Below are 20,121 nucleotides of genomic sequence, written 5' to 3' on the forward strand. Positions count from 1 at the left end.
TGGCGTCACGGAGATACCGCTTTGAACCAGACAGTCCTGTTGGGCGAGATTCATCCGCTCACTGCCGCGCAACGAGAGATCTGGCTAGATCAGTCCGTGCATGGAGAAAACGCGCCGATCTACAAGATCGGCGGGTACACACAGATCAACGGCCCGGTCGATCCAGTCCGCTTCGAGCGTGCGGTGAATCTGCTCGTGAAGAAGCACGACGCGTTGCGCATCGTGCTAGTGCCGGGCAACGGCGAAGAGGGTGTGCCGCACCAGGCGATCGCGAAGACGTTGAGCGTGCAGGTCCCGCTGCGCGATTTCTCTACCACCGACGACCCTGCCGCCGCAGCGCTCAATTGGGCACAGCAGCAACTGGCTATTCCGTTTTCGCTCAACGGCGAACCGCTTTTTCGCTTCGAACTGCTGAAGCTGAACGACACGCGCTTTTACTTCACGCTGAATTTCCATCACCTGATCGTCGACGGCTGGGCGATCGGGATGCTCGTCGATTCGCTCGGTTCGCTCTACAGCGCGCTGGCAGCGAACGAAGAGCCCGATATGTCCGCGCCGTCCTATACCGAGTTCATCGATCAGGACCGCGCGTTCCGCGATTCGCCGCAGTTCGAACGGCAGCGCGCATACTGGCTCGACAAATACCGCTCGGTGCCCGACCCGCTGTTCGCACCGCGTTATCGCGAGCGTTTTGGTACATCGGTTGCGCCGAGCGGACACTACGCATTGCGCCTGTCGCGCACGTTTTACGAGCGCATCGTCGGGCTCGCGCAGGGATGTGGCTCGACACCGTTTCACGTCATGCTTGGGCTGCTATATGTGTATTTTTCGCGGACGACGCAACGGGAAGATCTGGCGATCGGTCTGCCGATCCTGAACCGCTCGAATGCGCGGATGAAATCAACGGCAGGGCTGTTCGCGGGTGTGAGCCCCGTGCGGCTGCAGTTCGACAGCACACTACGTTTCGACGAACTGCTCAGGTCGCTCGGACAGGTGCTCAAGCAGGACTACCGGCATCAGCGGTTTCCCGTCAGTGAGCTGAACCGCGCGCTCGGATTGTGGCAATCGCAACGGGCGCAGGTGTTCGACATGACGGTGTCGTACGAGCGCGATGACTACGACCTGCGCTTCGGCGACGGCGTTGCGCAGATCAACATGTGCTCGAACGGCCACGAACAGTTGCCGTTGGCGTTGCATATCCGCGAAAACCGGTTCGACGAAAACGTGTGGGTGCATTTCATGTACAACCGCGCGTATTTCGAGCACGACGAAGTCACGGGCATTGGCCTGCGATTCGAGCATTTGCTGAAGCAGGTACTCGACGACGTGACTGTCCCTCTGGCCCGGTTTGTGCTGCCGACACCGGCTGAAGTCGACCAGATGTTGCAATGGAACGCAAACGGCACGACGTACGGGCGCGACGAGCCGATACATCGCCTGTTCGAAGCGCGGGTGCAGGAGACGCCCGACGCGATCGCGGTGGAGTACGAAGGACAGCGCCTGACGTACGCCGGGCTGAACGCGCGAGCCAACCGGCTCGCACACCGGTTGATCGCGCTGGGTGTGCAACCCGACGACCGGGTGGCGATCTGCGTTGAACGCGGCCTCGACATGATCGTGGGGTTGCTCGGCATCCTGAAGGCGGGCGCGGGATACGTCCCGCTGGACCCGGCATATCCGGTCGATCGGCTCGCCTACACGTTGCAGGACAGTGCGCCGCTCGCGGTGCTGGTGCAGGCGGAAACCCGGAGCGTGCTCGGTGAGCTGTCGATGCCGGTGATCGAACTGGGTGCGGGCGCGTCGACAGATCAGCCGGCACATAACCCGGTCGTAGCGGGTTTAAGCGCCCGGCATCTCGCGTACGTGATCTATACGTCGGGTTCGACGGGGCAACCCAAGGGCGTGATGATCGAGCACCGCAACGTGACGCGGTTGTTCGCCGCGACCGACGCCTGGTTTGGCTTCGGCGCTAAAGACGTGTGGGCGCTGTTCCATTCGTTTGCATTCGACTTCTCGGTATGGGAGATCTGGGGTGCGCTGCTGCATGGCGGTCGACTGGTCGTCGTGCCCAAACTGACGAGCCGCTCGCCGCACGAATGCTACGCGTTGCTGTGCACGACAGGCGTGACGGTGTTGAACCAGACTCCGGGGGCATTCCGCCAGTTGATCGCAGCACAGGCGGAAAGCGAAGGCACGCATCGGTTGCGGCACGTTATCTTCGGCGGGGAGGCACTCGAAGTCGGCATGCTCAGGCCGTGGTACGAGGACCCGCGCAACACGCACACGCAACTGGTCAATATGTACGGCATCACCGAGACGACGGTGCATGTCACATACTGGCCGTTGAACGGCGCGGTTGGCACGCCCTTGTGCATCGGACAGCCGATTCCCGATCTCTCGGCCTATGTCGTCGATGAATATCTGAACCCGATGCCTGTCGGCGTGCCGGGCGAGTTGTGCATCGGCGGTGCGGGTCTCGCACGCGGTTACCTGAATCGGCCCGAACTCACCGCGCAACGCTTCATTCAGAATCCGTTCGGCGAGCAGCGCGACGCGCGTCTCTATCGAACCGGCGATCTCGCGAGGTTTCTGCCTGACGGCAAGCTCGAGTATCTCGGACGAATCGACTCGCAGGTCAAGATTCGCGGTTTTCGAATCGAACTCGGCGAGATCGAAGCTGCACTGTCGGCATTGCCCGGTGTGCGTCAGGCGCTCGTACTGGCTCGCGAGGACGAGCCGGGCGAGAAGCAACTCGTGGCCTACCTCGTCTTCGACAGCGATCATGCGGAACCCGATGGCACCGCGCTGCGTGCCGGACTTGCGCGGACGTTGCCGGACTTCATGCTGCCGGCTCACTTCGTACCGATGGAGCGTTTCCCGTTGACCGCCAACGGGAAGGTCGACCAGAAGGCGCTGCCTCGTCCGGCGCAAACGGTGAATCAGCAGCAGTATGTCGCGCCGTGCATGGCTATCGAAGAGCGGCTGGCCGCCATCTGGGCGCAGGTGCTGCGACTGGACAGAGTGGGCGTGCACGACAATTTCTTCGCATCGGGCGGCGACTCGATCCGCGCGGTGTCGGTGCTATCGAAGGCAAAAGAGCAGGGGCTCGAATTTGCACTGGTCGATCTGTTTTCGCATCCGACCATCGCTGACCTGGCGCAGGCGCTGTCGCTCGACGAAACTACTACGGCCCCGCAAACATCGCTGCTGCAGCTGAGTCCCGCCGATGCGGCCAGGTTGCCCGCAAGCGTCGAAGAAGCCTATCCGCTGACTTCGCTGCAAACGGGGATGGTCTACCACAACCAGCACGCTGCCGAAGATGCCGCGCTGTATCACGATGTGTTCAGCTATCGCTTCGGCGTTCCGCAATGGAATGAAGCAAAGCTGCGTGCCGTGCTCGATGCGTTGGCCCGCAAGCATCCGGTGCTGCGTACGTCTTTCGACTTCCAGCGTTTCGACGAGCCGCTGCAACTGGTACACGCCGATGGCCATGTGCCGTTGACCGTCATCGATCTGTCGATGCATGACGACACGGAACAGGAGCGTCAGCTGGCAGCGTTTATAGAGGCAGAGCGGAAAACCACGTTTGCGCTGGACACCGCACCGTTGCTGCGCGTGTTCATCCATCTGCGCAGTGCCAGCGACATTCAATACACGTTGAGTTTTCATCACGCGATCCTCGACGGATGGAGTGTCGCCTCGCTCAATACCGAGCTGTTCCAGGCGTACCTGGCATTGCTGGCGAGTGAGCAGACAAGCCTGGTCCTGACGCCGCTCGCCCGCAGCCCGCGCGTTGCCGTCGAATCGGAGCGAAGTGCACTGGCCTCGCTGGAACACCGGGACTTCTGGCGCACCTACCTGGACGGCCACTCGTTCAGCGCGTTACCGCCTGGCGATGCTCCAGCCAGTCGGGCTGCCGCGCGACCCGATCTGCGCGTTGCCGTAGACGAAAAAGTTCGCGCGAGGCTAAGAGAACTGGCGAACAGGTTGGGCGTACCGATGCGCAGCGTGCTGCTGAGCGCCCATTTGCGGGTACTGTCCATGCTGGCCGGGAAAACCGACGTCACCACCGGTCTTGTTTCGAATGTCCGCCAGGAGCAGGCTGACGGCGAGAAGGTGCTGGGTCTGTTTCTCAACACGCTGCCTTTGCGTCAGACACTGGAGCCCGCCAGCTGGGCCAGTTTGATCCAGCAGACGTTCAGGACGGAACTGGCGGTGATCCAGTACCGGCATTACCCCTACTTTCAGCTGCAACTCGATAACGATCGTGCGCCGCTCTACGAAGTCGCGTTCAACTACGTCAACTTCCACGTGTACGAAACGCTGGAAAAAGATGCCGGTTTCGCAGCGCACGGCGGTAGTGGCTTCGAGGCAACGAACTTTGCACTTTCGGTGAATTTCGCCGATACGTCGAGCGAACTCCTGCTGGATATCAGGCTCGATGCGACACGTCTGTCGGCGACGCAGGGAGCGCGGATTCTCGGCTACTACGCCGCGGTTCTCGAAGCGATTGCCGCCGATGAACATGCCGATCACAGCCCGGGCGATTTCCTGTCCGACGCGGAGCGCGAGCAGGTACTGGTTGCGTGGAACGATACCGATGTGCCGTATCCGCGTGACGCGTGCATTCACGAGTTGTTCGAGGCACAGGTGGCCAGTCAACCCGATGCGGTTGCGCTGGTCGTCGAACAGCAGCACGTTAGTTATCGGGAACTCAACGAGCGCGCGAATCGTCTCGCACATCATCTTCGAACCCTGGGCATCGGGCCAGACACGCGGGTAGCGATCTGTGTGGAGCGCAGCATCGACATGATGGTGGCACTGCTTGCGGTGCTCAAGGCCGGGGGCGCATACGTGCCGCTCGATGCGGACTATCCCGAGGAGCGACTGAGCTTCATGCTGGAAGACGCGGCACCGTCGGCCGTGCTCACGCAGCAAGCCGTGCGTCAACGGCTGGGCGCGCTGCTGGACGCACAGGCGGGCGTGCCGGTACTTGAGCTCGACGGCCCATCCCGTCCGTGGGAACAGCAGCAGACGCACAATCTGCCTGCCACGCAGACAGAGCTGAAGCGCACGCATCTCGCTTACGTGATCTACACGTCGGGTTCCACCGGACGCCCCAAGGGTGTGATGAACGAACACGGCGCTGTGGTCAATCGTCTGCAATGGATGCAGCAGACCTACGGCCTCGCCGCCGACGATGTCGTGTTGCAGAAGACGCCGTTCAGCTTCGACGTCTCGGTGTGGGAGTTCTTCTGGCCGCTGCTTGCGGGCGCGCGGATCGTCATGGCGAGTCCGCAGGGACACAAAGACCCGGCGTATCTGAAGTCGTTGATTCAGGCACAACGCGTCACTACGCTGCATTTCGTACCGTCGATGCTGGAAGTGTTCCTGGCACAGGGCGACGCCGGGCAGTGCGAGAGTTTGAGGCGCGTGTTCTGTAGCGGCGAGGCGCTGTCCGGTGCGTTGATTCGCCGGTTCAAGACGCAACTCCGCGCGACGCCGTTGCTCAATCTTTACGGTCCGACGGAAGCCGCGGTCGACGTAACCGCCTGGACATGCGACGAACATGCACCGGTACCGTCGATCGGCAAACCAATCGCCAATACACGCGTCTACCTGCTGAACGGTGCGGGCCGACCCGTGCCGGTGGGCGTGGCGGGCGAGCTGCATATCGCAGGCGTTCAGGTCGCGCGCGGCTATCTGAACCGGCCCGAACTCACGGCGCAGAGATTCGTCGACGATCCGTTCAGCGACGTGCCGGGCGCGCGGATGTACAAGACCGGCGACCTGGCTCGCTATCTGCCGGATGGGAATATCGAGTACCTGGGGCGCAACGACGATCAGGTCAAGATTCGCGGATTCCGCATCGAACTCGGCGAGATCGAGGCGAGACTGGCGCAGCACGCGGCAGTCGGCGAGGCCGTGGTGATGGCGCGTGAAGACGGTGCAGGGGACCGGCGGCTCGTCGCGTACTACACGCTGGGCGCAGCATCGAGCCAGACCCGTGAGCCGATCGGCGTTGAGGAACTGCGCGCTCATCTGGCGGAGACGTTACCCGAATACATGGTGCCGGCGGCCTATGTTCACCTGGAACATCTGCCGCTTACGCCGAACGGCAAACTGAATCGCAAGGCTCTACCGGCACCGGATAGCGATGCGTATGTCCGGCGCGAGTACGAAGCGCCGCGAACCGGCATTGAACAGACACTTGCAGCGATCTGGTCGCAGGTCCTGAAGGTGGAGCGTATCGGCCGTCACGACAATTTCTTCGAACTGGGCGGCCACTCGCTGCTGATGGTGAGCCTGATCGAACGTATGCGGGCAACGGGGCTGCGTGCCGATATTCGCACGCTGTTCTCCGCGCCGACGCTGGCCGAACTTGCCGTGTATGCGGATGCGCCTGCCGAAGCGGACGCGCGAGCCACACATATCGAAGTCGAGATTCCGCCTAACCTGATTCCACAGGGAACGCGGCACATCACCCCCGCGTTGCTGAATCTCATTGCACTGAGGCAACACGAGATCGATGTGATCGTGGCCACCGTGCCGGGTGGTGCGGCCAACGTGCAGGACATCTATCCGCTCGCACCGCTGCAGGAAGGGATTCTGTATCACCATCGTTCGGCATCGCGAGGTGATCCGTACGTGTTACACGGACTGTTCGGTTTCGCTAGCCGTGCGCATCTGGATGGCTTCGCACGCGCGTTGCAGCGCGTGATCGAGCGGCACGACATCCTGCGTACGGCGATTGTGTGGGAAGGGCTCGACGAACCGGTGCAGGTGGTGTGGCGTGAAGCATCGCTGGGTCTCGACGAGATTGCGCTGAACCCCGACGATGGGGACATCGCGCAGCAGTTGCAGACGCGTTTCGACACGCGCGAAACCCGGCTGGACGTGCGCCAGGCACCGCTGATGAGGCTCGCCTATGCACAAGACTCGCAGCACGGTCGCTGGGTCGCGATGCTGCGGTTCCACCACATGGCGCTCGATCATGCGGCGCTTGGTGTCGTGCAGCAGGAAGTGCAAGCGTATCTGCAGAATGAAGCTGCGTCGTTGCCCGAGCCGATGCCTTATCGCGCGTACATTGCGCAGGCAATGCACGGCGCGCGGCGCAGTGCAGGACGTGAAGCTCAGGAAGCATTCTTCCGCGAGATGCTGCAGACGATCGACGAGCCGACCTTGCCGTTCGGTCGCGGCGAGGTGCAAGGCGATGGCGGCGATATCGCCGAGCGCAGCGAAACGCTTTCGGTGGAACTGGCCGGTCGTTTGCGTGCGCAGGCGCGGCAACTGGGCGTGAGTGCGGCGAGCCTGTGCCATCTTGCATGGGGGCGCGTGCTTTCGGTAGTGTCGGGACGCGAAGAGGTGGTGTTCGGCACCGTGCTGCTGGGCCGCTTCCAGGGGACGTCAGGCACAGACCGGGCATTGGGGCTCTTTATCAACACGTTGCCGTTGCGAGTCAGCGCAGGAGCGCAGGGGGTGCGAGCCGCGGTCAAGGAGACCGGCGCGCGACTGGCGGCGCTGCTCGAACACGAACATGCATCGCTTGCACTGGCGCAGCGTTGCAGCGGTGTGGCGGCGCCTGCGCCGCTCTTCAGCGCGCTGCTCAACTATCGCCATGGCGACGGACACGAGGCGCTGGTCGCGGGACAGCAGACGTGGCAGGGCATCGAGATGCTCGAATCGCATGAGCGGACCAACTATCCGCTCGTGCTGTCGGTGGACGATTTTGGTGTGGGCTTCGGGTTGACCGTACAGGCGTTGGCCGGGATCGACGCACAGCGCGTATGTGGCCATATGCGTACCGCGCTGGAAAGTCTGGTCGACGCGCTGGAAAACGCGCCGCAGACGTCGGTCCGTGCGTTGACGGTGCTGCCGCTGGATGAACGTCGACAGGTGCTCGAAACATTCAACGCGACGCAGACTGGCTCGCCGCAGGATCGCACGGTGCATGGGTCGTTCGAGGCGCAGGCGGCGCAGAACCCGCAAGCAGTCGCGCTCACGTACGAAGAGCGATCGTTGACGTATGGCGAATTGAACGTGTGGGCCAACCGCCTCGCGCATCGCCTGATCGCGCTGGGTGTGAAACCGGACGACCGGGTCGCGATCTGCGTGGAGCGCAGTCCGGAACTGATCGTCGGGTTGCTGGCGATCCTGAAGTCCGGTGCAGGCTACGTGCCGATGGACCCCGGCTATCCGGCCGGGCGGCTCGCCTACATGTTGAACGACAGCGCCCCCGCGGCAGTGCTGACGCGTGCGCGAACGGCGAGCCTTCTTGATGCAGGCGATGTCCCGCGAATCGACATCGATACGCACGATGCGCCTACGGCGGATGAAACCTCGACGCACAACCCGGACCTCGCCACACTCGACACGCGACACCTCGCGTACGTGATCTACACGTCGGGTTCAACGGGACAACCGAAGGGTGTGATGGTCGAGCATCGCAACCTCGGCAACCTGGTGGCGTGGCACAACCGTGCATTCGGCGTGCAACCGGGCAGCCGGTCGAGCGCGACGGCCGGTATCGCTTTCGACGGCAGCGCGTGGGAGATCTGGCCGGTGCTGTGCGGCGGCGGAACCGTGCTGTTGCCGCCGGCATCGACGGCCGGTGATCCGCAGTCCCTGCTGCGCTGGTGGCACGCGCAGAAGCTCGACGTCAGCTTCCTGATTACGCCACTGGCGGAGCTGGCCTATGCGAGCGGCTATGCGAACCCGGATGCGCACACGGTGCTGATCGGCGGAGACCGGCTGAAGCGCTGGCCCGATGCGATGCCCGAAGGGCAGTCGCTCGTCAACAATTACGGTCCGACGGAAAACACCGTGGTTGCCACATCCGGTCTGCTGCAACGGGGCGACGCCGTGCTGCACATCGGCCGGCCGATCGCAAACACGCGGCTCTACATTCTGGACGGCCAGGGGCAGCCGGTGCCGATCGGTGTGGCGGGCGAGATCCACATCGGCGGTGCACAGGTTGCGCGCGGCTATCTGAATCGTCCGGAGCTGACCGCGGAGCGCTTCGTGCACGATCCGTTCGCCGCCGATCCGTCGGCACGCATGTACCGCACCGGCGACCTGGGTCGCTGGCTCGTAGACGGCAATGTCGAATACCTGGGGCGCAACGACGATCAGGTGAAGATCCGCGGCTTCCGTATCGAGCTGGGCGAGATTGAAACACGGCTGTCGGAAGTGGCGGGCATACGCGAGGTAGCTGCTTTCGTACGTGAAGATGCCCCTGGCGACCAGAGGCTCGTTGCGTACTACACGAGCGCGGACGGTGCCGATGCAACGGATGCACTGCGCGCACACGCGTCGCAGTCGCTGCCGCGCCATATGGTGCCGTCCGCATACGTGGCGCTGCAGCAGATGCCGCTTACGCCGAACGGCAAGCTAGATCGCAAGGCGTTGCCTGCACCCGATGCGCACGCTTACGCGTCGCGCGACCATGAAGCGCCGCAAGGCGCAGCCGAACAGACGCTGGCGCACATCTGGCAGACGCTGCTGGGCGTCGAGCGCGTGAGCCGCCACGACAACTTCTTCGAACTCGGTGGGCACTCGCTGCTCGCAGTACGTCTTGTCGAGCAGATGCGCAGGGCCGGTCTGAACGCCGACGTCCAGGCGCTATTCAGTGCGCCGACGCTGGCCGATCTTGCCGCTGCGCTCGGCGAAACCGACGAGGTGACGGTACCGCCAAACCTGATCGCATCAGACGCGAGTCACATCGAACCGTCGATGCTGCCCCTCGTCGATCTGAGTCAGCCCGATATCGATGCGATTGTCGCGACCGTGTCGGGCGGCGCGGCCAACGTGCAGGACATCTATCCGCTGGCGCCGCTGCAGGAAGGGTTGCTGTATCACCATCTCGCACAAACGACCGGCGATGCGTACCTGCTGCGTACACGGCTCGCGTTCGACAGCCGCGCGACGCTGGAGCGCTTCGTCGACGCGCTACGGGCCGTCATCGCGCGGCACGACATTCTGCGTACCAGCGTGGCCTGGGAAGGCTTGAGCGAACCGGTGCAGGTGGTCTGGCGTGAAGCAACACTGCCGGTCGACGAAGTGGAACTGGCGGGCGACGAAGATGATGTCGCCGGGCAACTGCTGCAGCGTTTCGACCCGCGGCACTACCGGCTCGACATTCGCCAGGCGCCGCCGCTGGCCGTTCATTTCGCGCACGATGCGACGAACCGCCGGTGGGTGCTGATGCTGTTGTTCCATCACATCGCGCTCGATCATACGGGTGTCGATATCCTGCTGCAGGAAGTCGACGCGCATCTGAACGACACGTGGTCGACGCTGCAGACGCCGCCGCCGTTTCGCGACTATGTGGCGCATGCGCGCCTCGGTGGACGCGAGCAGAAGAGCGAGGCGTTCTTCCGCGCGATGCTGTCGGATGTCGACGAGCCGACACTGCCTTATGGTCTCGCCGGTTTCGACAGCGACAGCGATGAAATTGCAACGGCCAGTGTCACCGTCGACGATGCGTTGTCTACTCAGTTACGTGCACAGGCTCGCAGGTTGAACGTCAGCGTCGCGAGTCTGTTCCACCTTGCGTGGGGGCACGTGCTCGGCAAGCTGGCCGGTCGCGAAGACGTGGTGTTCGGCACGGTCCTGCTCGGTCGCTGGCAAGGTGTAGCGAACACCGGGCGTGCGATGGGGCTGTTCATCAACACACTGCCGATCCGGGTAGATATAGGCAGTGCGGGCGTGCAGGAAGCCGTGCTGCGCACACACCGTAGTGTCGCTGGCTTGCTGAGCCACGAACATGCGTCGCTGGCACTCGCCCAGCGATGCAGCGGCGTGGCGGCGCCCGCGCCGCTCTTTGGCGCGTTGCTGAATTACCGGCATAGCGCTGAGCCGAACCCCGTGGAAACGGGGCAGACGAAAGGCTGGCACGGTATCGAAGTACTCGACGGCGAGGAACGAACCAACTATCCGTGTGCGGTCAGTGTCGACGACCTCGGTCATGGGTTTCGCCTGACCACGCAGATCGTCGCGCGCTTCGATGCGCAGCGTATATGCGGCTATCTGCATCGCAGTCTTGTCAGTCTCGTGGCCGCACTCGAACGGGCGCCACATACGCGCATGCGCGAGCTTGCGTGGTTGCCGGATGCGGAGCGGAAGCAATTGCTGGACGACTGGAACGCCACCGGCACGGTATGTCCTTTCGATGAAGGTGTGCATACGCTGTTCGAAGCACAGGCGGCCCGCACGCCTGACGCAATTGCGGTTGTGGATGGCGACCGGTCGCTCAGTTATGCGGCGCTCGACACGCAGGCAAATCGTGCCGCGCGTCGCCTCGTGGAAGAGGGCACGGTGCCTGGCGACCGGGTGGCGATCCTGCTCGATCGCTCGATCGAACTGATCGTCGCGCAACTGGCCGTTCTGAAATGCGGCGCAGCCTACGTGCCGCTCGACCGCAACGCGCCAGCCGACCGGCAGGCGTTCATGCTGACCGACTGCGGCGCGCGGCGCGTGCTGACCATCAGCGATTTCGCAGTGCCCGACGGTACGCAGGGTACGCAGGCACGGCGCATCGATCTGGACACGGTGCTGCTGCACGCGAACGCACGCAACGACAACGTAACGGCACCGCAACTGCAACATGCAGGCGGCGATACGCCGGCCTACATCATGTACACCTCGGGTTCGACCGGGCAGCCGAAAGGCGTGATCGTCGCGCATCGAGGCATCAATCGTCTCGCGCTCAACAACGGCTACGCGGATTTCAACGCGCAGGACCGCATCGCGTTCACATCGAACCCGGCGTTCGACGCCAGCACGATGGAAGTGTGGGGTGCACTGCTGCACGGCGGCTGCCTCGTCGTGGTGTCGCATGCCGATCTGCTCGCGCCGGTACAACTGGCCGCGTTGCTGCAGAAAGAGCGCGTCAACATCCTGCATCTGGTCGCGGGACTGCTGAGTTCCTATGCGGATACCCTCGCGCCGGTTTTCGTGAAGCTGCGCTACCTGCTCACCGGCGGCGATGCAGCCGACGTTCGTGCCGTACAGCGGATCATGCAGAACAGCGCACCGCGGCATCTGGTGCATTGCTACGGTCCAACCGAATCGACCACGTTCGCGACGACATACGAATTGCGCGCAGATGCGAGCCCCGCCGACGTGCTGCCGATCGGCCGGCCGATTTCAAACACGCGTGTCTATCTGCTCGACGCGTATGGCGAACCGGTTCCGGTCGGCGTGCCTGGTGAACTCTACGTCGGCGGGGCCGGTGTCGCGCTCGGATATCTGAACCTCGATAGCTTGACGGCGCAGCGCTTTGTTGCAGACCCGTTCTCGTCGACGGAGAACGCGCGCATGTACCGGACCGGCGATCTCGCGCGTTATCTGCCCGATGGCAACATCCAGTATCTGGGTCGCAACGATGCGCAGGTCAAGATTCGTGGCTTCCGTGTCGAACCCGGCGAGATCGAGACGAAGCTGGCTCGCTACGGTCTGCGCGACGCCGTCGTGATCGCACGCGAAGACACACCCGGAGACAAGCGGCTCGTGGCGTACTACCTCGGCGAAGCGCAGGACGTCGATTCGATTCGCGCATATCTACGCGAGAGCCTGCCCGAATACATGGTGCCCGCCGCTTACGTGGCGCTTGCGCGGATGCCGCTCACGGCCAACGGCAAGCTCGATCGCAAGGCGTTACCGGTGCCCGACTTCGGCGCATACGGGCAACGCGAATACGAAGCGCCGCGGGGTGACGTCGAGCAGGCGCTCGCGCAGATCTGGTCACAACTGCTGGGTGTAGAGCGGGTCGGTCGCGGGGATAACTTCTTCGAACTGGGCGGCCATTCGTTGCTCGCAGTGCGGGTTATTGGCCGCTTGCGTCAACGGTTCGGCGATGCTGCAACGCTGCGTACGCTGTTCGAAACCCAGAGTCTTGCTGAATGTGCGGCCCGGTTAGGCAGCGGAGGAACTACGGCGAACGCCAGCCCGTTGCGCGTACCGATCGAACGCGCAGAACGCGGCGATACGTTCCCGCTGTCGTATGTGCAGGAGCGGCTGTGGCTGATCCAGCAACGCGACGGCGGTCGGGCTTACAACATGAACGGCGCGCTGGTACTGGACGGCACGTTGTCGCTGCCGGCGCTGCAGCGAGCGTTCGATTCGCTGGTGGCGCGGCACGAGCCGTTGCGCACGCGTTTCAATTTCGCCGCCGATGCCGATGTGCCGTCGCAATTCATCGATGCGCCGCTTCCGGTCGAGCTCCCGCTGCATGAGGTCGCGCCCGATGGTGTAGCCGCGGCGCTGGACGCTCACGCAACCGTCGAGTTCGATCTGCGGCGCGGCCCGCTGCTGCAGGTGCGCGTGTTACGGCTGACGCCGCAGCAGCACGTCGTGTCGATCGTGATGCATCACATCATCTCGGACGGCTGGTCGCTGGGGGTCTTCGTTCGCGATCTGCACGCCCTGTATATCGCGCATCTGCATGGGCTCGATGCCGCCTCGGCGCTTGCGCCGCTGGCGCTGCAATATGGCGATCACGCACACTGGCAGCGACAGCAGGACTTGCAGGAACACGTCGCTTACTGGACGGCTGCACTGGACGGCTATCGCGAGCCCGTCGACCTCGCTGTGCCCGGTACGCCCTCGGGTGCGGAGCACGGACCGCTTGCCATCGTGCGCAGACAGCTACCGGACAGCCTCGCGGCCGCGCTCGGGCAACTGAGCCAGCAACACGGTACGAGCCTGTTCACGATCTTCCTCGTCGCACTGAATGTGCTGTGTCACCGGCAGAGCGGTCGCGACGATCTGTGCATCGGCACAACGACAGCCGGGCGGGACGATCCGTTGCTCGAGCCGTTGATCGGCTTCTTCGTCAACATCCTGCCGTTGCGCATGAATCTCGCGGGTAACCCGAGTGCTGCGGAACTGCTCGATCAGGCGCGCCGGGTCCTGCTCGACGCGCTCGATCATCAGGCGCTGCCGTTCGAACAGATGATTGCCGCGCAGCCGGCGTTGCGCCAGGCCGACGGACGTTCGCCGGTGCCGATCATGCTCCGGCATCAGACCGTTCCACCGATCGACATGACCGCCTGGGGGGAGGGGCTGACGGTCGACCTCTGGCCCGAGAGCATCGCGCGTCCAGCCCAGTCGGATCTCGATCTGGAAGTTTTCGGCGACGCACACGGACTGGAGATCGTGGCGAATTTCGACAGCGCGCGTTTCGGCGAGCAGCAGATCGACCTGATGCTCGACGTCATGCAGGAGATACTCGTGCGTCTCGCCGGCGAACCGGAAGCACGGTTGACGGCGTTCCTCGAACCGACAGCGATCGAGCAGGCCCTGATCGCACGCGCTAACGATACCGCTCGCGTTTTCGAGGAAACCACGCTCGTGGAACGCTTCGCACGACAGCGGGCGCGGCAACCCGATGCGCTCGCCTGCCGCTTCGAAGACGAAACTGCAACGTATGCGGAGCTGGACCGGCGTAGCGATCTCATCGCGCATGTGCTTCGCCGTCGCGGCATCGAAGCGGGCATGCGGATCGCGCTGTATCACCCGCGTTCGATCGATTTTCTGGGCGCGATACTGGCCGCATTCAAGCTCGGTTGTCCGTATGTGCCGATCGATCCGTCTTACCCGGCGGCCTATGTGCGCCGCACGCTCGAAGACGCGCAACCGGCTGTGGTGATCAGCACGTCGGATCTTGCAGCATCGGTGGTAGCGGCAGGGGACGCGGGACCGGCAGTGCTGCGGCTCGATCTAGACCTCGAAGCGGAAAGAGAAGCACCGGCTCCGTTCGACGCAGTGCAATCGCGCCCCGAGGATCTCGCCTATATCGCCTACACGTCCGGCTCGACTGGCCAGCCCAAGGGCGTGCTGGTCGAGCACAGGCAGGTTTTGAACTGCCTGCACGCGCTGTGGGAGCGCACGCCGTTCGCCGCGGACGAGGTGGTCGGCCAGAAGACCTCGATGTCGTTCGTGCCTTCGATCAAGGAGATGCTGTCGGGTCTGCTGGCAGGCGTGCCGCAGGTAATCTTCGCCGACCTCGTCGTGAAGGACGCCCCCGTTTTTGCCGCGGCATTGCGCGAGCATAAGGTTACGCGTCTGAACCTCGTTCCTTCGCATCTCGCCGTGCTGCTCGATCACGCTGACGATCTCGGGTCGCTGCGTCACGTGACGACGGCCGGTGAACCGCTGCATCGACGCATCCGTCAGCGTTTCGCCGAACTGCTCCCGCACGCGAAGCTGCACAACAACTACGGTTGCAGCGAGTTGAACGACATCAGCTACTGCGAAGGCGCAGGACTGGACGGCCGCGAGGCGGTCGTGTCCGCTGGGCGTCCGATCGCCAATTGCCGTGTGCACGTGCTCGACGATGCGTTGCAACCGGTACCGGTCGGTACAGCCGGTGCTCTGTTCATCGAAGGCGCGAGTGTCGGGCCCGGTTACTGGAACCGGCCGGACCTCACGGCGGAGCGCTTCGTGCAGCATCCATCGGGGGTACGCCTGCTGCGCACTGGAGACATCGGGCAATGGCTGTCCGACGGTCAGTTGCTGCATCTCGGCCGCGAGGATTTCCAGATCAAGGTGCGCGGCCAGCGCGTCGAACTGGCAGCCGTCGAACTCGCGTTGACCGCGCATCCCGGCATTGCCAGGGCAGCGGCACTGGGTCGGGACCTGGGCACCGGAACGGTTCAACTGATCGCCTTTTACGTTCCGGCTCCGGATGCGCGACCCGATCGCAATGAGATCCATGCGTGGCTGTCGGAGCGCCTGCCCGGTCACATGGTGCCAGGCCGCTTCGTCGCACTGGATGCGTTACCGGCGTTGCCCAACGGCAAACTCGACCGGCTCGCGCTGGCAGCACTCGAACCGGGCGCCGACATTGTCGATGCGGCGACCTGGGAGGCACCGCAAGGCGCGCTCGAAACGACGATTGCGCAGATTTGGAGTCATGCGCTCGGCGTGGATCGAGTGGGGCGTCACGACAATTTCTTTGCGCTCGGCGGGCATTCGCTGATGGCGTCGCAGGTCGCAGTGCGGATCGGCGAGAAACTGGGCGTCAAGCTGACCGTGCGCAGCATCTTCGATACGCGCAGCGTGCATAAGCTCGCGCTGCTGGTCGAATCGGAGTTGCATCCCGAGACGTCACGAGACGTACGCACGCATAAACCTGCAGCGGAATTCGAAGCGTTCAATACCTCGGGCACACAGCGGCCACTGTTCCTCACGCATACCTTGCAAGGCTATTCGTGGTATTTCGAACATCTGGCCGGACATATCGACGCCTCCATTCCCGTCTACGGTCTGCCTCCCTTGCCACTGGAAATGCCACAACCGCGAACCCTGGAAGCGATAGCGGCCCGCTTCGTCAAGATCATCAAGTCGGTTCAACCGGTTGGACCGTACCGGATCGCCGGCTGGTCGTTTGGCGGACTGATCGCGTATGAAATTGCCACCCAGTTGATCGCGCAGCACGACGAGATCGAGTTCCTCGGCGTGTTCGACACGACGTTGCCTTACCGGACGGAAAACGTCGACGCACACTACGCGAGCCTGATCACGCTGTACTCGTTTGTCGTCAACAACTTCGAGAACTTCGATCCGCAAATACTCGATATCGAGGGCGCACAAGATCTGGACGCGCTGATCGAACGCATCGTGCAACAGATCGAACGCAGAAAACGCGAAGGCAATCCGCTGTGGCATCTTGCCTATGAATCGGCCGATGAGAACCGGCTCTTTCTCGAACGGCTGGTCGCACACGGAAATGCGATGAACGAGTGGCGGCCGAAGCCGATCGCGGTGAAAGCGCATGTCTATTCGGCACAGGACGCGAGCATCACGCCGCTGGAAGGATACACGGAACTACCGTTCGATCTCGGCTGGCAGGCGGTGCTCGATCCGGCGAACATCGCGGTCATCCCGATTCCGGGTAACCATGAAACCATCGTCAAGATGCATGCAGACGTGCTGGGCAAAAGCATCAGCGATACGTTGAGCACATCGAACCTGGAGGTCGCGGAGCATGGCTGACACGATCACCACGAACACGAGAGACACCATGATTGCACGTGTGACGCGCAGCGAATTTTCGGCTGATTTCTTCAAGCAAGGGCGGCCGGCCATCATTACGGATGCGCTGCATGACTGGCAGATTGCGGAGCGCTGGGCACCTGAATACATTGCCCGGATAGCGAAAGCGCGGCCCATTACGATGAGCACCTCGCGCGACGGGCAGTATCTGTTCGACCAGTCTTACGACAGCGCCAGATCGCATGCGTTCGAGCGGACCGAGGTCGAATTCGGCGCCGCCGCGCAACGCATGCTCGACGAGAATGCGGGCGATCACATCTACGTAATGCAGCAGTCGATACCCGATGTGCTGCCCGAACTGCTCGACAACGTTATCGTTCCCGAATGGATTGCATCGTCCCGGCCAGCCATTCACTTGTGGTTCGGTCGCAGGACGACCACCCAGTTGCACTTCGATTACTCGAACAATTTCTTTGCGCAACTCTACGGCAGCAAGCAGTTCATCATCTTCGATCCGCGCGAGAGCGAGCGTCTTTATCCCTATCACCATGAAACGGCGACCGCGCATCTGTCGCATGTCGATGCGCTGCAACCCGATCTTGCGCGCCACCCGGATTTCGCTGATGCGTCACCGCTGCGCTTCACGATCGATGCCGGCGAGCTGCTGTTTCTACCGGCGTTCTGGTGGCATCACGTGCAGGCCGCGGATGTCGCGGTGTCGGTGAATTTCTGGTGGTTCCCCGAGCTGCGGCAGATCCTCGATGCAGGCAATGCGGTACGCGCGCTGCCGAACTTCTACGAGATGGATCGCCTTGCCGGGTTCAAGCAGATGTTTTTGCAGCCAGCCGGGCTGGATTTTCTGACCGGAGCGCAGTTGTTTCTCAGTCACGGCAGAGTCTGGACAGCTTGCTTGCTGGCGCTGGCCGCGTTCGACGAAGCGGCCCGCAATCGCGACGAGCTTCGCACGATCGACAGACCGCACGGATGCCGGTTGAGCGCACTGGCCGCCGATCTGCAGCCGGTCTGCGCGGCACTGGCCGCGGGCGCAAACACGTCGCGTGCAGACCTGACGACAATCGACAGCGTGCCGACGCTTGCTGCGCAAGTGGCGGAGTTTTTTAGTGACGCAAAGATCGATCGCGTGAAGGTCGAAGCGTTGCTCGCGACGATGAAGCCGTCGGCGCAGGCTGTCGCGTTGTGAGCAGTCGTTACATCGGGTTCAGACTCCGGCAGGTCTGCCGGATCTGCTGCACCGAAAAGTTGTCTCTCACACCTGGCATGTTCTGCAAGATGCACTGATGAAAGCCGACTTCACGAGGTAGCAGCATGTTGCCGTTTTGATAGAGCGCCTGGCATGAGCTTTTGATCATGCTTGCCGCCGCGCTGCCCTGACTGTTGCGCAGGGATAGCAGCATGCACTGATCGTATTGAGGGTTGCCGCCGAACGCCAGGGCAGGCAGCGGTAAAACCAGGGCGGCAGAGAGAAGCCAGCGGGACGCGTTTCGCATAAACATGATTTACGAGTAACGGTAAATCATCGTATCACCTTAAAGCTCGTCATGCGCCGCTGGCTCGCCAGTTACAGCGGCGGTTTGACACCATTCTTCTCGACCAGCAGGCTGATCGCACTCGTTTGTCCGTGATCGCTGGGAGCCACAACTGCGAAAATGGCGGCGCCTGGTTTGAGGTCGTCGACAGTTGCAGGCGCGAACGTGACGACAGGCGCCTCTTTCGGCACCGAGACAGTGAGCGTGTTGCCGCCATAACTGAGGTTGAGATCACGCCCGTCGGGTTTCTCGACAACCGACGTGACGGTAGCACCCGTCATCGTGCTTCCCGGTGCCAGGTCCCAGTCGTAATGTCCTTCTCCAGTGCCGCGCCGCTCCTCCCGATACACCATCACCTCGAGCGCTTCGACGCCGTTTGCCTTCGCCGTTCCGGCCGCACCGACATAGCTACCAGGTTTGATGAGCGCCCGATCGAAGGGCTTGACCGCGGCGAATCGCGCCCAGCCAGGTAGCGTCAGCTGCACACGTGCGCCTTCACGGGTCAACACGGTGAGCTCACGGTCCCGAACCGTTTCGATCTGACCTCGAACATGCGTCGATGCAAAGAATGCGTTGATCTGCGCGGCGATATCGACATGGTCCTCTTCGAGTGCGAAGTGGCCGGTATCGTAGTAGTGGACCGAGGCATCGGGAACGAGCTGTTTCACGGCTTCGGCACCCGCCGGCAGGAAGATCGGATCGTTCTTGCCCCACACCACGAGCGTGCGCGGCTGGTACGTGCGCAAATATGCCTGCCACGCGGGAAATGCTGCGACGTTCTGCGGAACGTCGAGCTGCAGGTCGGTCATGATGCGGCGGCTGTCGGGGTTCGCTAGCGCGACTGCGTCGTTGGTCCACGCATCGGGGTTCAGTGCCGCGGCGTTGCGCGCGCCATGCTGATAGAGCAGCAACGCAGTCGCAAGCGATACATGGCTTTCGGCCAATGCACGCTTGGCCGGTGTGATCTCGCCCGAAATCGCTTCGTCGCGTTTACGTCGCGCGGGATCGACGCCGGCTTCGGAGACGATCGCGTTCTGGAAAATCAGTCCGGAGATCCACTCCGGATGATGCACGGCCATACGCATGCCGACCGGACCGCCAAAGTCGGTCATGTACACGATCAGATGCGGATCGCCGAGACTCGCGACAAACTTTTCGATCACTGCCGTGACGTTATCGAACGTCGGCGTGAAGCGGTCGGCGGGCGGTGCATCGCTATAACCCATGCCGGGATAGTCGGGCGCCACGACATGGAAGTTTTGCGCAATCAGCGGAATCAGATCCCTGAACTCGTGCGACGACGAGGGGAAACCGTGCAGCAGCAACAGAGTCGGCTTCGACTTGTCCCCGGCCTCGCGGTAGAAGATCTTGATGCCGTCAATGTTCGCGTACTGGTATGAGACGTCGTTGGCCGCCTGGACATCGCCTGCGGAGAAGCTGAGTACCGATGCCGCAAGCACGCCCGCGGCAAATCGTATGAGTTTAGAGATCGACACGAGAAATTTCCTTTGGTTGATGCGCAAACAATGCCTCGGAGCGTGGGATTTGTATAATTGATCTTCCACGCTGCATGTAT

At 62.8% G+C, this 20,121-nt stretch carries 4 protein-coding genes; 2 read left to right on the forward strand and 2 right to left on the reverse strand.

From position 1 onward, the window contains the following. Positions 1-21 precede the first annotated feature (21 nt). Together M0D65_RS09695 and M0D65_RS09700 are read left to right on the forward strand one after the other, a co-directional pair. Positions 22-16,998, forward strand: coding sequence for a non-ribosomal peptide synthetase (locus M0D65_RS09695; protein ID WP_266252463.1), 16,977 nt, complete (start codon positions 22-24; stop codon positions 16,996-16,998). Then, positions 16,991-18,199, forward strand: a complete 1,209-nt coding sequence (locus M0D65_RS09700; protein ID WP_266252464.1) for a cupin-like domain-containing protein — start codon at positions 16,991-16,993, stop codon at positions 18,197-18,199. Before M0D65_RS09695 ends, M0D65_RS09700 begins: the two co-directional genes overlap by 8 nt. Positions 18,200-18,206: 7 nt before the next feature. On the opposite strand, the gene M0D65_RS09705 is transcribed toward M0D65_RS09700, so the two are convergent. Further along, entirely contained in the window at positions 18,207-18,506 is a 300-nt protein-coding gene (locus tag M0D65_RS09705) for a VF_A0006 family four-cysteine protein (RefSeq protein WP_266252465.1), read from the reverse strand. Positions 18,507-18,577: 71 nt separating this feature from the next. Then, positions 18,578-20,041, reverse strand: a complete 1,464-nt coding sequence (locus M0D65_RS09710) for an alpha/beta fold hydrolase (protein WP_266252466.1) — start codon at positions 20,039-20,041, stop codon at positions 18,578-18,580. Between the last annotated feature and the right edge of the window lie 80 nt (positions 20,042-20,121).

This window comes from Paraburkholderia sp. CHISQ3 (genome assembly GCF_030464945.1).
Classification (GTDB): domain Bacteria; phylum Pseudomonadota; class Gammaproteobacteria; order Burkholderiales; family Burkholderiaceae; genus Paraburkholderia; species Paraburkholderia megapolitana.

What these genes read in the sequence shown, in the direction of transcription:
- M0D65_RS09700 (WP_266252464.1), top strand. Translation starts at nt 16,991, where the DNA reads ATGGCTGACACGATCACCACGAACACGAGAGACACCATGATTGCACGT.
- M0D65_RS09705 (WP_266252465.1), bottom strand. Translation starts at nt 18,506, where the DNA reads ATGCGAAACGCGTCCCGCTGGCTTCTCTCTGCCGCCCTGGTTTTACCG.